Consider the following 12,998-nt stretch of genomic DNA (forward strand, 5'->3'; position numbering starts at 1 on the left):
ATTATCGTTATTATTGATTTCAATTATAAAATGCGAGATTTCTCTTATAGTAAGAAATCTTTTTCAATCGGTACAAATTTTGAGGCAGAATCGATAAGATTTTGAGCCGTTAATCCGGGAACGCCGTATACTTCAACAGGTTTACCAAAGCGCTCTTTAATTCGTTCAACCAAGATTTCGAAATCACCATCACCTGATACCAAAACAATTGTATCAACCGTCTCGGCAAGTTCTATCGCATCTAACGCAATGCCTACATCCCAATCCCCTTTTGCGCTGCCGTCTCGGCGCTGGATAAACGGTTTTAACTTCACATTAAAGCCAACACCGCGAAGAATATGGTGAAATTGACGCTGTTTAGGATCTTGACTAGAGATAGCGTAGGCATTGGCTGCAATTACGTTACGTCCTTCCGTGGCAACATACCAAAACTGGTTATAGTCGAAGTTAGAACGGTATTTATCGCGTGTCGTATAGTAAACGTTCTGAACGTCGACCAAAATTGCTATATTTTCCATAAATTCATACCTTTAGATTTTCCGTAAACCCTATTCTATTCAATTGTGAAATGCGAGTCGCTTTATTTAATAAAATGAACCTGTTGGCTATCGTTAACGTAAGTTCACCTATACCAAAGCGATCTATGCTCGATGTTCCCCGATAGAATTGGAATGTAGTGGTGTTGGATTCTACACTTTATAGAGAGAGTTGTTAGTTCGCTCTTGAGCAAAGGCTTATTAAATGGAGTTTGGCTATGCAACAACGACAGATACTCAAATCATTCTCAAACATCGTCCTACCAAGCCGATGGCGAGGAACAAGCGATTCATACAACACAAGTTGGTGGTTTTCGCTACTAACACTACTGACTATCAGTACGGTATTAATTATGAGCTTAACGATCAACTCGGCCTTTGCTTATCCTGCCTACTCTCATTCAAAAGTTTTACCACATCGAAGTGTGATTTATTTTGCTCCCACTGAAGACTCAGTGGTTAAAGACTTTTTAAACGAAGTTCTAATTAATAATTGTCAATTGGACGAGCGAGATGTCGTCGTCATGGTAATTGCAGAAAGTGGTTACACCGTTCCGACTTGGCTAAATGAAGAGTTCAATCTAAAGGCCGTTACCAGCAGCTATCAGATCCCTAAAGGGTCACATACGGCTGTTTTAATAGGAAAAGATGGAAAAGAAAAACATAGATGGAATGGAAAAACAGATTGGAATTTGCTTACCAACCTCATTGACGAGATGCCAATGAGACAGCAAGAAATGCAGCGACAAAATAGCCGCTGCAGTATTTAATCCGCTTTTAGTCAACCTGAGAGCAAGTCGGCTATCTATTGACTTGATTAAGCATTGAGCCAGTTACCAGTTACACGCTAAACTTGTTCTTTAAACCAAGCTAGCTTTTCATGAAGTTGAGCGACACTGCCTACAACAATCAAAGCTGGGCTTTTTGCCTGACTAGCTAAATTCGCCAAGTCACTTAGCCCACCGCGAAACACCTTCTGTTCCTTACGTGTACCATTTTCAATAATGGCAACAGGCATATCAGCACGCATACCATTCTCAAACAGATTCTTTTGAATATTAGGGCTCTCTTTTAAGCCCATGTAAAACACGATGGTGTGGTTGTGTTGAGCAAGTGAACGCCAGTCAATATCTTCGCCATCCTTCTTCAGGTGGCCCGTAATAAACTGAACGCTTTGCGCATGATCTCGATGCGTCAGTGGAATACCAGCATAGGCAGTGGCACCAGCTGCAGCGGTAATGCCAGGAATGACTTCAAATTTTACGTCATTTTCGGCAAGTGTTTCACACTCCTCACCACCACGCCCAAAGATAAACGAATCTCCACCTTTAAGGCGCACTACGTGCTTATTTTCTTGCGCTTTAGTAACAAGTAGTTGGTTGATCTGATCTTGTGGTACACAGTGGTGATCTAGCTTTTTGCCCACATACAGCATTTCTGCCTCTGAGTTTGCCATAGCCAAGATATCTTTTGATACCAAACGGTCGTAAACCAAAACATCGGCTTGTTGAATAACACGCGCCGCTTTAACCGTTAATAAATCGGGATCACCTGGACCCGCACCCACTAATGAAACAAATCCTTTGTTTCCTGTATTAACATTCGATGGCGATACTTCTGACATGCTTTGCTCCGAAAGTTAGCTTGTTATATTTCAAGCTTAATTCTGTTTAGCCACCCACAGTAAAATTCTATGAGTTACCAATATCCCTACCTCTAGACTACCAGTTGTTTCGATAAAACTTCACGATTAATTCTAAACAAGATAGAAGTTTATATAACAAAACAATCTATTACGGCCCAAATAGATCATCGATTCCCTTAACATCGATGGTTATTAGGCCTCCCAATAGGCTAAGTCTTAACTTCGAAATACGATCAAAAAAGCCCCAAACATGATGCGAGGGGCTGATTAATTTTGTTTTAACTGCTAGCTCTATTCAACAGAGGTAGTCAATTACTTAGCACCTAGAGAAGGAGCAGTTCTAGCGTGTGTTAGGAACAAAGGAACACATGCTAAGAAAAGACCACCAACGATGTTACCTAGGATGGTTGGGATAAGGTTGAAGTTCAACCAAGTTGCGATACCGAAGTCAGCGCCAAGAATCATACCTAGTGGGAATAGGAACATATTTACTACTGTGTGCTCAAAGACTAGTGCGAAGAAGATGAAGATTGGGAACCACATCATCGCTACACGGCCAGACACTGTGCGCGCAGTCATGTTACCGATCACACCTAGGCATACCATTAGGTTACAGAAGATGCCGCGCACGAAACACGTGATCCACCCGTCCATGCCCATGTTTTCAAAACCTAAGCTACGACCAGTAGAAACAGCAATGAACTTTTGAGCAACTGCGTTTGGTTCAAGGGAGAAATTACCCGTTAGTGATACTGCAACAAGGAAAGCGACAATTAGAGAACCGATTAGGTTCCCAAGGCCAACAAGGCCCCAACAACGTAAAACACGACCCCAAGTAATGCCAGGGCGATTGTCGAATTTCGCTAGAGGTGCCAAGCCAAATACGCCAGTAACCAAGTCGTAACCCATCACACTTAAAATAACAAATCCGACTGGGAACACTAGTGCGCCAACAATACCAATACCTGTTTGTACGATAGTTGTAATAGCAACAACAACAGCAAGAGAAAGAATGATACCTGCCATTGTACTTCGAATCAGAAGATCACGCGTACTTGTCTTTGTTTTAGCTTCACCCACATCGATCATCGTTTGAACGAATTCAGCTGGTTTGAAATCAGGAGACATAAGGTTGTCCTTAAAAAAGTTAAAAGTAAAAATTGGGTAGGAAAAGGTTCTAGTTGCCGAATTAAGGCAATACCGGGAACTAGAACCCTTGATCTATCGAATCTTGCGATTTAACTGACTAGGTCGATGTTAAACTAAGCAGCGATTTCAACCGCACCTTTAGTTACGCGAGCTTTGTACGCTTTTACGCTGAAGCTCTCATCTTCCATACACACACCAGTCGTGAGATTAAAGCGTTGCTTCTTAAGTGGGCTCGCCACCCAAAGCTCACCTTTGTGCTCAACCGTTAAACCACGAGATAAAACGTTTGATTGGAAAAACGGGTCAGTATTACTAATAGCAAACACTTCTTCGGCTTTAGTTGGGCGGAAAATAGCAACTTGCTCACCACCAACCAATGCACAAACACCGGTACCTGGAATAATATCTTCGATCTTACAAACTTTGGTAAATGCCATGATGTCGTCTCCCAATTAAACCAGTTCAACGTGAAGGATGTCGCCCTTCGCTTCTGGGTGTTTTTCTGTGAATGTTGCTGGGCGGTGTTGTTCACGGCCATCATCAACGAATACAACGTTCTCATCACGGTCATCGGCATTGATGAAGTGGGCAAAGCGCTTAAGTTGAGCTTCGTCGTTGATAGTATCAGTCCACTCACAAGCAAAGTTATCAACTAGTCCAGCGATGTCAGCTTCAAGTTGATCTTTAAGGCCAAGTTTGTCGTCAACAATGACTTCACGTAAATATTCAACACCACCTTCTAGGTTATCCATCCATACCGAAGTACGTTGCAGTGGCGCAGCCGTGCGGATGTAGAACATCATGAAACGATCGATGTATTTGATCAGCGTTTCTTGGTCTAGGTCGCTTGCTAGTAGGTCTGCGTGACGAGGCTTCATACCACCGTTACCACATACATACATGTTCCAACCAGCATCCGTTGCGATGATACCTAAGTCTTTACCTTGCGCTTCGGCACACTCACGAGTACAGCCAGATACACCAAACTTCATCTTATGAGGCGTACGGATACCTTTGTAACGGTTCTCGATCATCACGCCTAGGCCAACTGAATCTTGAACGCCGTAACGACACCAAGTTGAACCGACACATGTCTTAGCCATACGAAGTGCTTTTGCGTAAGCTTGACCCGTTTCGTAACCGGCTGCGATTAACTTCTTCCAGATTGCTGGTAAGTCATCTTTCTGAGCACCGAATAGACCGATACGTTGTGCACCAGTGATCTTCGTATATAGGTTGTATTCAGCCGCAACATCCGCAAGAACGCTTAGAGCTTGAGGCGTTACTTCGCCACCCGCCATGCGAGGGATAACCGAGTAAGTACCATCTTTCTGAATGTTACCTAAGAAGTTGTCGTTGGTATCGTGCAGTTTTACTAGCTCAGGCTTAAGGATGTGCTCACCCCAGCAAGAAGCAAGGATAGAACCCGCTAGAGGCTTACAGATTTCACAGCCGTAGCCTTTACCGTACTTCTCAAGTAGCTCGTCGAATGTTTTGATTTCTTCGATGCGGATTAGGTGGAAAAGCTCTTGGCGAGAGTAAGCAAAGTGCTCACAAACGTCATTTTTTACTTCAACACCTGCTTTAGCAAGCTCAGCATTTAGTACTGAAGTTACTAACGGGATACAACCACCACAGCCAGTACCTGCGCCTGTTACTGCTTTAATATCACCAATTGTGTGATGACCTTCAGCAACCGCTTGTGCAATCTTGCCTTTGGTTACATCGAAACAAGAACAGATAACTGCAGTTTCAGGTAGAGAATCCGCGCCAAGGGTTGGTTTTTCTGCACCCGCATGAGCAGGAAGAATCAATGCATCTGGGTGTTCTGGTAGATCGATTTCGTTCAACATAAGTTGAAGAAGATCACCATAATCAGAAGTATCCCCTACCATTACTGCACCAAGAAGCTTCTTGTTGTCTTCAGAAACGATTAGGCGTTTGTAAATTTCCTGCTCTTCGTTTTGATAAACGTAGCTCTTACAACCTGGAGTTCGACCATTTGCATCGCCGATTGAACCTACTTTTACGCCCAGAAGCTTAAGCTTCGCAGACATGTCAGCACCTTCAAATGTGCTTTCGTTACCTACAATGTGATCGACTGCAACAGTCGCCATTTTGTAACCTGGAGCCACTAGGCCATAGAAAGTTTGGTTCCAAGACGCACACTCGCCGATGGCATAGATATCTTTATCCGTTGTTTGACAGTGATCGTTGATCTCGATACCGCCACGAGGTGCAATACCCAAACCCATTTGACGAGCAAGTTTGTCCTGTGGACGAATACCAGCAGAAAATACGATGAAATCTGTTTCAAGTTCTGTTCCGTCAGCAAAACGCATTACGTTACGAGCTTCAGTGCCTTCAGGAGCAATTTCAAGCGTGTTCTTGCTTGTATGTACGTTTACGCCCATACGTTCGATTTTTTGACGAAGTTGGTTACCACCAGCTAGGTCAAGTTGCTCAGCCATCAACTTAGGAGCAAACTCAACCACATGTGTTGTCACGCCAAGTGCTTTTAGAGCGCCTGCTGCTTCAAGACCAAGTAAACCACCACCAACAACAACACCAGATTTTGAATTCTTAGCGGTTGCTTCAATAGCTTTCAGATCTTCGATGGTACGGTAAACAAAGCAGTCTTTACCTTCGTTGCCTTTAATTGGCGGAACGAAAGGGAAAGAGCCAGTAGCAAGAACAAGTTTGTCGTATTGAATTTCACGGCCAGTGCTCGAGTAAACTGTTCTTTTCTCACGATTAACGTTAATTGCACGCTCACCGATCAGCATGTTAATGCCGTGTTTCTCGTAGAAACCTTCTTTAACTAAAGAAAGTTCATCCGCAGTATGGTGTGAAAAATAAGAAGAAAGGTGTACACGATCGTACGCAACACGTGGCTCTTCACAGAACACAGTAATGTCCATGTTCGCAACATCTGTCTTCTCGACTAAATCTTCGATATAGCGATGACCTACCATCCCGTTACCGATTACGACTAGCTTCATCTTGCTCATAAGAATTCCTGAAGGTTATATATTTCTTAACTAACCGAATAATGAATTATGAAAGAAAATGAAAATATGATGTAAATCAATTACGAAATCGAACTACCCGAAAGGGGTAGAACAAAAGAGGTAGATGTGCTTAATTTTAACGCAAAGCAAACGAATAACCGTAGTTTTGATAGGGTTTAGAGGGGTTTTATATACACTTTAGTGCATCAATCATTGTGTTGTAAATTTTCACAATAGATTAGCAATAACATAATTGAATGACAATCATTTTCATTTAATTGCACAAGAAGTGTAATATGGTATGAAAGGGTTACAGCTTCATGATCAACTATGTATAAATATGAATAACTTAATGATTCGAATCACAACCGCTGTTTTCCAACACTCCCCCCCACTCCATTTACATACATCTCGGTCAGTTAACAGGTGTATTTGTTTGCTTAGTAACCGTAGACATTGAGAAGAGACATTTTACAACTCAAGACGCATCACAAGGTTCTGAGACAACGAATCAAACTTGCCAGTTGCCTATTTCCAAAGATGTAATGAGTCGCTTCAAACTAAGCTTGATCTGGTCTAAATCACGTACTCAGACACTGCCTTCCCTGAGTTATACACGATTTGTGACAGTGCAAACCCTCATGTATAGGTAAAGAAAACTATTCGATCTTCCTAGGAGAATGAAACGGGGAGCCGCGTGCTCGATTTCTTATTTAATAGTTTGGACATGTTATTGATTAAATTAAGCTTTCTAGATTCGGCCTTCGCCACCGATCAGGTATTTTATCTACGACATAACGTTTGAAAGCCTAACCAATTGATGTTAAACATGCAGTTTACAAAATAACAACAAGATCTTTCAATGGATCTGCCCCATTGCCTGCTGGCTAGGTACCTCTATGACAAAAAATACTCAACACCTTCAACGCTCCTCGACTGAGTTACACGAGTTTACACGTATCGACGTCTGGAACGGCTTCACACAGCTTCTTCCTCTTTCTATGTTTGTGATCGTATTTGGCCTCGCATTCGGTGTTGCTGCTGTACAAACTGGACTAGATGCATTTCCAACTATGTTAATGAGCACACTTGTTTTTGCAGGTGCTTCACAGTTTGCTACGTTGGATATGTGGGGAGCAGAAGTACCCCTTATTCCAGTTCTTATTACCGTATTCGCGATCAATGCTCGTCATCTTTTGATGGGGGCGACACTATATCCTTGGTTACGTCAACTTCCTCCGACAAAACGATATGGTGTGATGTTGATAGCTTCGGACGCAAACTGGGCAATGGCACTCCATGCATTTGGGAGGAAGGAGCCCGGTTTTGGATTGCTCGTTGGTGGTGGTTTAGCACTTTGGTCGTTTTGGATCATTGGCACTTGGGTTGGCATATACTTTGGTAGCGCAATCCAAGATCCTGTCGGCCTTGGTCTCGATATGGTTATGGGTTGTTTTTTACTTTCCATGGTCGTCGTTGGACCTAAAAGTTTAAGAATTTTTACTATTTGGACCTCAGCAGCAGCATCTTCAATGTTGGCATATTGGTATTTACCTGAAAACAGCCATGTTGTAGTTGGTGCTATCTCAGGTGGAGTCTTGGGAGCTTGTTGGAAGGAGAAGAAATCATGAATATCGAAACAAATGTTGGTGGTACATTATTGATAATCATTGCAATGGCATTAGTCACATTAGCAACACGCTGGGGTGGTGTGTATGTCATGTCATTTGTTCCAATTAGCGAGCGTGTTCAACGTTTTATTACAGCGATGTCAGGTTCTGTATTAGTCGCCCTTCTAACACCTCTTGCCGTAGAAGGTGACAACGGAGCTAGAGCGGCACTATTTTCTACAGCACTCGTCATGTTCGTCGTTAAAAAACCTCTACCAGCAATCGCAGCAGGAATCATTGCCGCAGCGGCAGTACGATCTTTTTAGCTGTTATCAATACTACGACACTCCCTCAAATAGCTAAGCCTTGATAACATATTTCGATGCTATCAAGGCTAGCCCCATACCTAAAAGTGACTGATATAACCCATTGAAGATAGAAAGATTAATAAACTTATCAATTTTCAGATACAAAAAAACCAGCTTTCGCTGGTTTTGAGTTGATGATTTTTACACTGAGATATCGTAATTACCATATCTGAATAATTTGGAGCGATACATCGGGTTCGAACCGATGACCTCAACCTTGGCAAGGTTGCGCTCTACCAACTGAGCTAGTATCGCATTGTCATTCTTCTACTCTTCCCTTTGCCTAGGCAAAAAGAAGAAAGAGAATGGAGGCGCCTCCCGGAGTCGAACCGAGGTCCACGGATTTGCAATCCGCTGCATAGCCACTCTGCCAAGGCGCCTTCAATGAGTGTTTTAAGAGAACTACTCTGTTGATCTCTACCAAAAGTAGCAATCAAATAGATGGTGCCCCGGGCCGGACTTGAACCGGCACAGCGCGAACGCCGAGGGATTTTAAATCCCTTGTGTCTACCAATTCCACCACCAGGGCACGCAATTCTTTATTGCGATGCCGATTACTGAAAAGTAAAACACCATCTTAATGTCAAAATGAATCAACATTACAAAATTTGGAGCGATACATCGGGTTCGAACCGATGACCTCAACCTTGGCAAGGTTGCGCTCTACCAACTGAGCTAGTATCGCATTATCATTATTCTAATCATCCCTTTGCCTAAACAAAAAGAAGAAAGAAAATGGAGGCGCCTCCCGGAGTCGAACCGAGGTCCACGGATTTGCAATCCGCTGCATAGCCACTCTGCCAAGGCGCCTTATCAACATAAAAAATATATTGAAGTGTTTAAAGAGAACCACTCTTTGTTCATCACTCTACTCTCAAGTAAAAACTAAATAGATGGTGCCCCGGGCCGGACTTGAACCGGCACAGCGCGAACGCCGAGGGATTTTAAATCCCTTGTGTCTACCAATTCCACCACCAGGGCAACGCAATTAAGCAATGCTGATTACTGAAAAGTAAAACACCATCTCTCAGCGACCTAGGCCGTGAGAACGAGGTGTACTTTAACGGATGGAAAAAATTCGTCAACAATAAATTTTATCTTTTAATTCAAGTGATTAAATATCGAACTTTACAGGCTTAAATTACTGCAGCTTGTATGGTTATTATACATAGTTCTTAAGTTTCAATGGCATCACCACAGGTGGGGAATTCAATTTATAGACTGGACATTATCGTTTGAAGTCAGTTCTTCCCACTGGTTATCTGTAGCGTAAGAAAGACAACGTCGTTTTCATGCACGTTTCACATTCAACCTCTAGAGTTTTAAGTAACTCTTATTACGAAGTGAAAATGTGAAACCACTAAAACGATACCAATATGAGCGTTATGCCGTCCTATGTAACCTCGCTTACCCTAGAGTTTTTAAACAAACTCGTTACGGGTTTGACCCTAATGGACAACGCATCATAAAGAATCAGTTTGGTAAAACCATGATTCGAGTCTTATGGAGCAGCAACAAAGATGAGGTAGTCGTGGTTATCAAGGGATCACACAGTATTTCTGACTGGCTACTCACCTTCGCATTATGGACCAGAAGCTGTAGAAGGATTGGACTGAACTATCGTGTTCATGCTGGTTTCTATCATCTCATGTTTCAAGAAAGCCAACCAAGTCGTAACGAAGATAAGCTAGGGCAAACCGTTATAGAACGTTTAGAAGCCACGCTCATACCTTTGTTAAAAGAAGGAAAAAAAATTTCCATCACCGGCCACTCATCTGGCGGCGCTATTGGTTGTGTATTTGCTGACTACCTAGACCAAAAGTATCCCGGTTGCATCAAACGAGTCGTCACGTTTGGCCAGCCTGCAATTGGTGATTGGAGCTTTAAAAAGAACTACCGTTTAAGCAAGAAAACTTACCGCATCTGTTGTGACATAGACATTGTAACCTTCATGCCGCCATTACCTTTAATGTATTGGCATACAGGAAAAGTGCTTTGGCTCTACAACGGTAGAATCTATGAAAACACCCCAACACTCATTCGCCTTGGTCGCTCTATCTTTAGTTGGTTGATTCGGCCTTTCTCTTATCACCTTATGAGTAAGTATATCCGTAATAAAGATTTCTTCGATAAACACTGAGACAGCAAATCAAGTTGACGCTAGCTGCTTAAAAAAGAGCACAAGCTTGTAACGACTTGTGCTCTGTATGGTTGTAACTGGACTTATAATTTAAATCTAGAGAGTTCCTGTTTGAGATCGTTAGCTAAGTGACTGAGTTGGTCGGCTTGCGAGACTGCATCTGACGCATCAAGCGCCATCACGTCACTTACTTCACGCACCGACTCAGTATTGGCGTTGATTTCCGCGGTCACTAAAGATTGCTCTTCTGCGGCTGAGGCAATTTGAGTCGCCATGTCGCTGATCATCTGAATCGCTTCGCGTATTTGAGCCAAGCTTTCTCCGGCCATATCCACATCGCGTACGCTAGTTTTTGCCATATCGTGACTTTGTGTCATTACTTTAACAGCACCGCTAGTCGCTTGTTGTAAACGCTTGATCTTGTCTTCAATCTCTTCCGTTGAAGCATGAGTACGTTGTGACAATACTCGTACTTCGTCAGCAACCACCGCAAAACCACGACCTTGCTCTCCGGCCCTCGCTGCTTCAATTGCCGCATTGAGTGCAAGCAAATTAGTTTGCTCTGCGATCTCACGTATTGTCGCTAAGATTGACGCGATTTGTTGACCGTGTTCTTCAAGCTCACTAATGATAGAGACTGCGCTGGTTAACTCAATAGACAGCTCATTGATTGATGATTGACTCTTCGCCATTTGTTGGAAGCCTTGTTCGCTTAACTCAACAGAATGACTTGCACTTTTTGCTGTATTGTCTGCATTAGACGCGATTTCAGAGGTTGCTGTCGCCATTTCGGTTACAGCTGTTGCTACCATAGTGATCTCGTCTTGTTGTCGGCTTACGCTATCGCTACGTTTCAATGCGCTTGTGTTCGCATGTTCTGCACCGTTATTCATGGCAGTTGAAACTTGGGTAACATTTTTCATCATCTCATGTAGCCTATCGACAAACACATTGAACTTATCGGCAAGTTGCCCGACTTCATCTTGACTCGATACTTGGAGGCGTTGTGTTAAATCTCCTTCCCCTTCAGCAATATCAGCTAAAGCTTCGCTCACTCGTCCTAATTCCACCAATTGACGAGCGACAAACCACGACGTTGCCGCAGCCATAACGATCAATACGATCAATCCTGTCGTTACCTGACTGATCAGCATATCGAACAACGGTTGTTCTAATACGTCTTTGTCCATTTCAATCACAAGAAGCCAGTCGGTGCCTTTAATAGGCTCAGCCATGATGACGCGCTCATAACCATCAACTTTTGTAAAAATTGTCGTTAAGTTTTGTGCGGCACTATTTAATCCAGCAACACTTAATTCTGGTGCTATCTCTTTGACTTGCTTAAGGATGAAATCTTTATTCTTATGGGCAACGACCGTACCTTGCTTATCTATTAGGATCGCTCGCCCATTACCTGGAACCTGAATGGCCAAGACATCGTCAATAAGCTTGTCTAATGCGAGATTTGACGCCACCACACCAATAATCGAACCATTTTCGGTCACAGGATCAGTTAAGGTCACCACTAAGGTTTGCATAGTGACGCTTACATATGGCTTAGTAGTGACCGCGCGATTTTCTGCTAAAGTTTGTTTGTACCAACCTCGAGCTCTAGGGTCATAGCCCGCTTTATTTAATGAAGGATCGTGGCGAAACATCTCACCTTGTTTGTTACCGTAGTAACTCAACCCAAACCCACCAGACACAAGGGTTTGACGTAAGTGTGGCACTATATCTAATGACGGGTTAAGTTGAACTTGTTGTTTTAGTCCGTGTACTGCTTGTTTCTTATCATAAAACCAATCGCTGATGCCCTTTGCATGCGCTTGGAGTGTGTTTCGACTCTCACTCTCTATTGATTGCCAACTGTTACTTTGAAAAGTCTTATAACCCATAAAAAGAAGGATGGCAGATGTAACAGCAATCGCTAAAACTACAGAGAAAACCATTTTTCTCTTTAGACTAAATTGCATATTAAGAACCTCTTATAGAACAATTAAAGAAATATAAAGTTCTATGCTCTCACCTATATATATGAATTAAAGAGAGTTAACACTCATATAAATGAAACAAATTGAGTACAGTAATAATTTGTGACTTCTGTTTATTTACATATTACTCAGCCGACAAACTCAAAGTAACGCAGAGTAATGGTAAATAATGGCACAAGTGCGAAACAGGTGACATGAATAATGATTGAGTTGTTAAATAAGTGGGCTAGAAGGCAGGTTGTTCGGTGGTATATCTGAAACGAAAAAACCAGCCACTAGGACTGGTTTTTTCTGAAGATTGGAGGCGCCTCCCGGAGTCGAACCGAGGTCCACGGATTTGCAATCCGCTGCATAGCCACTCTGCCAAGGCGCCTTCAATGAGTGTTTTAAGAGAACTACTCTGTGATTTCTACCAAAAGTAGCAATCAAATAGATGGTGCCCCGGGCCGGACTTGAACCGGCACAGCGCGAACGCCGAGGGATTTTAAATCCCTTGTGTCTACCAATTCCACCACCAGGGCACGCAATTCTTTATTGCGATGCCGATT

The 12,998-nt window shown here is 42.8% G+C and carries 10 protein-coding genes and 8 tRNA genes; 4 read left to right on the forward strand and 14 right to left on the reverse strand.

The window, feature by feature from the left end; genetic code table 11:
- Positions 1-44 precede the first annotated feature (44 nt).
- Positions 45-518 (reverse strand): LabA-like NYN domain-containing protein, encoded by a 474-nt coding sequence (locus tag ACFI6G_RS08075; RefSeq protein WP_010429860.1) that lies wholly within the window; start codon positions 516-518, stop codon positions 45-47.
- Between the two features lie 236 nt (positions 519-754).
- Here ACFI6G_RS08075 and ACFI6G_RS08080 point away from each other — a divergent pair, with 236 nt between their 5' ends.
- Positions 755-1,306 (forward strand): DUF4174 domain-containing protein, encoded by a 552-nt coding sequence (locus ACFI6G_RS08080; protein ID WP_016789134.1) that lies wholly within the window; start codon positions 755-757, stop codon positions 1,304-1,306.
- Positions 1,307-1,383: 77 nt separating this feature from the next.
- Here ACFI6G_RS08080 and cobA read toward each other — a convergent pair whose 3' ends face one another.
- The 4 genes from cobA to nirB all read right to left on the reverse strand — a co-directional run bounded on the left by cobA (position 1,384) and on the right by nirB (position 6,341).
- The gene (cobA, locus tag ACFI6G_RS08085) at positions 1,384-2,160 is read right to left on the reverse strand and encodes a uroporphyrinogen-III C-methyltransferase (RefSeq protein WP_016767164.1); all 777 of its coding nucleotides are present in this window, start codon (positions 2,158-2,160) and stop codon (positions 1,384-1,386) included.
- A 333-nt stretch (positions 2,161-2,493) separates the two neighbouring features.
- Positions 2,494-3,309: a formate/nitrite transporter family protein gene (locus tag ACFI6G_RS08090; RefSeq protein WP_010429867.1), complete on the reverse strand. Its 816-nt coding sequence runs from the start codon at positions 3,307-3,309 to the stop codon at positions 2,494-2,496.
- 134 nt (positions 3,310-3,443) lie between these two features.
- Positions 3,444-3,767 carry a nitrite reductase small subunit NirD gene (gene nirD, locus ACFI6G_RS08095; RefSeq protein ID WP_010429871.1) on the reverse strand — a complete coding sequence of 108 codons (324 nt, stop codon included), beginning with the start codon at positions 3,765-3,767 and terminating at the stop codon, positions 3,444-3,446.
- A 15-nt stretch (positions 3,768-3,782) separates the two neighbouring features.
- Positions 3,783-6,341: a nitrite reductase large subunit NirB gene (gene nirB, locus ACFI6G_RS08100; protein ID WP_016767163.1), complete on the reverse strand. Its 2,559-nt coding sequence runs from the start codon at positions 6,339-6,341 to the stop codon at positions 3,783-3,785.
- An 899-nt stretch (positions 6,342-7,240) separates the two neighbouring features.
- Here nirB and ACFI6G_RS08105 point away from each other — a divergent pair.
- Both ACFI6G_RS08105 and ACFI6G_RS08110 read left to right on the forward strand, forming a co-directional pair.
- The gene (locus ACFI6G_RS08105; RefSeq protein ID WP_016789131.1) at positions 7,241-7,972 is read left to right on the forward strand and encodes an AzlC family ABC transporter permease; all 732 of its coding nucleotides are present in this window, start codon (positions 7,241-7,243) and stop codon (positions 7,970-7,972) included.
- The gene (locus ACFI6G_RS08110; protein WP_010429877.1) at positions 7,969-8,277 is read left to right on the forward strand and encodes an AzlD family protein; all 309 of its coding nucleotides are present in this window, start codon (positions 7,969-7,971) and stop codon (positions 8,275-8,277) included. The genes ACFI6G_RS08105 and ACFI6G_RS08110 overlap by 4 nt, the downstream gene beginning before the upstream one ends.
- Positions 8,278-8,498: 221 nt before the next feature.
- On the opposite strand, the gene ACFI6G_RS08115 is transcribed toward ACFI6G_RS08110, so the two are convergent.
- The 6 genes from ACFI6G_RS08115 to ACFI6G_RS08140 form a co-directional block, all read right to left on the reverse strand.
- Positions 8,499-8,574: transfer RNA gene (locus tag ACFI6G_RS08115), tRNA-Gly, on the reverse strand.
- 51 nt (positions 8,575-8,625) lie between these two features.
- Positions 8,626-8,699 (reverse strand) — tRNA-Cys (locus ACFI6G_RS08120).
- Positions 8,700-8,761: 62 nt separating this feature from the next.
- Positions 8,762-8,848 (reverse strand) — tRNA-Leu (locus ACFI6G_RS08125).
- Positions 8,849-8,928: 80 nt separating this feature from the next.
- Positions 8,929-9,004, reverse strand: a tRNA-Gly gene (locus ACFI6G_RS08130).
- 51 nt (positions 9,005-9,055) lie between these two features.
- Positions 9,056-9,129, reverse strand: a tRNA-Cys gene (locus ACFI6G_RS08135).
- A gap of 84 nt (positions 9,130-9,213) precedes the next feature.
- Positions 9,214-9,300: transfer RNA gene (locus ACFI6G_RS08140), tRNA-Leu, on the reverse strand.
- Positions 9,301-9,670: 370 nt separating this feature from the next.
- Between ACFI6G_RS08140 and ACFI6G_RS08145 the strand changes: the two genes are divergently transcribed.
- The gene (locus tag ACFI6G_RS08145; RefSeq protein ID WP_010429969.1) at positions 9,671-10,459 is read left to right on the forward strand and encodes a lipase family protein; all 789 of its coding nucleotides are present in this window, start codon (positions 9,671-9,673) and stop codon (positions 10,457-10,459) included.
- An 83-nt stretch (positions 10,460-10,542) separates the two neighbouring features.
- Here the strand turns inward: ACFI6G_RS08145 and ACFI6G_RS08150 are convergent, their stop codons facing one another.
- From ACFI6G_RS08150 to ACFI6G_RS08160, 3 genes are all read right to left on the reverse strand, one after another.
- Positions 10,543-12,432, reverse strand: coding sequence for a methyl-accepting chemotaxis protein (locus ACFI6G_RS08150; protein WP_456303206.1), 1,890 nt, complete (start codon positions 12,430-12,432; stop codon positions 10,543-10,545).
- 317 nt (positions 12,433-12,749) lie between these two features.
- Positions 12,750-12,823 (reverse strand) — tRNA-Cys (locus ACFI6G_RS08155).
- A gap of 61 nt (positions 12,824-12,884) precedes the next feature.
- Positions 12,885-12,971 (reverse strand) — tRNA-Leu (locus tag ACFI6G_RS08160).
- Between the last annotated feature and the right edge of the window lie 27 nt (positions 12,972-12,998).

It is taken from the genome of Vibrio sp. PSi01, from assembly GCF_054960695.1.

Bases quoted from the DNA above. Each gene is read 5' to 3' on its own strand.
- ACFI6G_RS08075 (WP_010429860.1), bottom strand. From the start codon at position 518: ATGGAAAATATAGCAATTTTGGTCGACGTTCAGAACGTTTACTATACG.
- ACFI6G_RS08080 (WP_016789134.1), top strand. From the start codon at position 755: ATGCAACAACGACAGATACTCAAATCATTCTCAAACATCGTCCTACCA.
- cobA (WP_016767164.1), bottom strand. From the start codon at position 2,160: ATGTCAGAAGTATCGCCATCGAATGTTAATACAGGAAACAAAGGATTT.
- ACFI6G_RS08090 (WP_010429867.1), bottom strand. From the start codon at position 3,309: ATGTCTCCTGATTTCAAACCAGCTGAATTCGTTCAAACGATGATCGAT.
- nirD (WP_010429871.1), bottom strand. From the start codon at position 3,767: ATGGCATTTACCAAAGTTTGTAAGATCGAAGATATTATTCCAGGTACC.
- nirB (WP_016767163.1), bottom strand. From the start codon at position 6,341: ATGAGCAAGATGAAGCTAGTCGTAATCGGTAACGGGATGGTAGGTCAT.
- ACFI6G_RS08105 (WP_016789131.1), top strand. From the start codon at position 7,241: ATGACAAAAAATACTCAACACCTTCAACGCTCCTCGACTGAGTTACAC.
- ACFI6G_RS08110 (WP_010429877.1), top strand. From the start codon at position 7,969: ATGAATATCGAAACAAATGTTGGTGGTACATTATTGATAATCATTGCA.
- ACFI6G_RS08150 (WP_456303206.1), bottom strand. From the start codon at position 12,432: ATGCAATTTAGTCTAAAGAGAAAAATGGTTTTCTCTGTAGTTTTAGCG.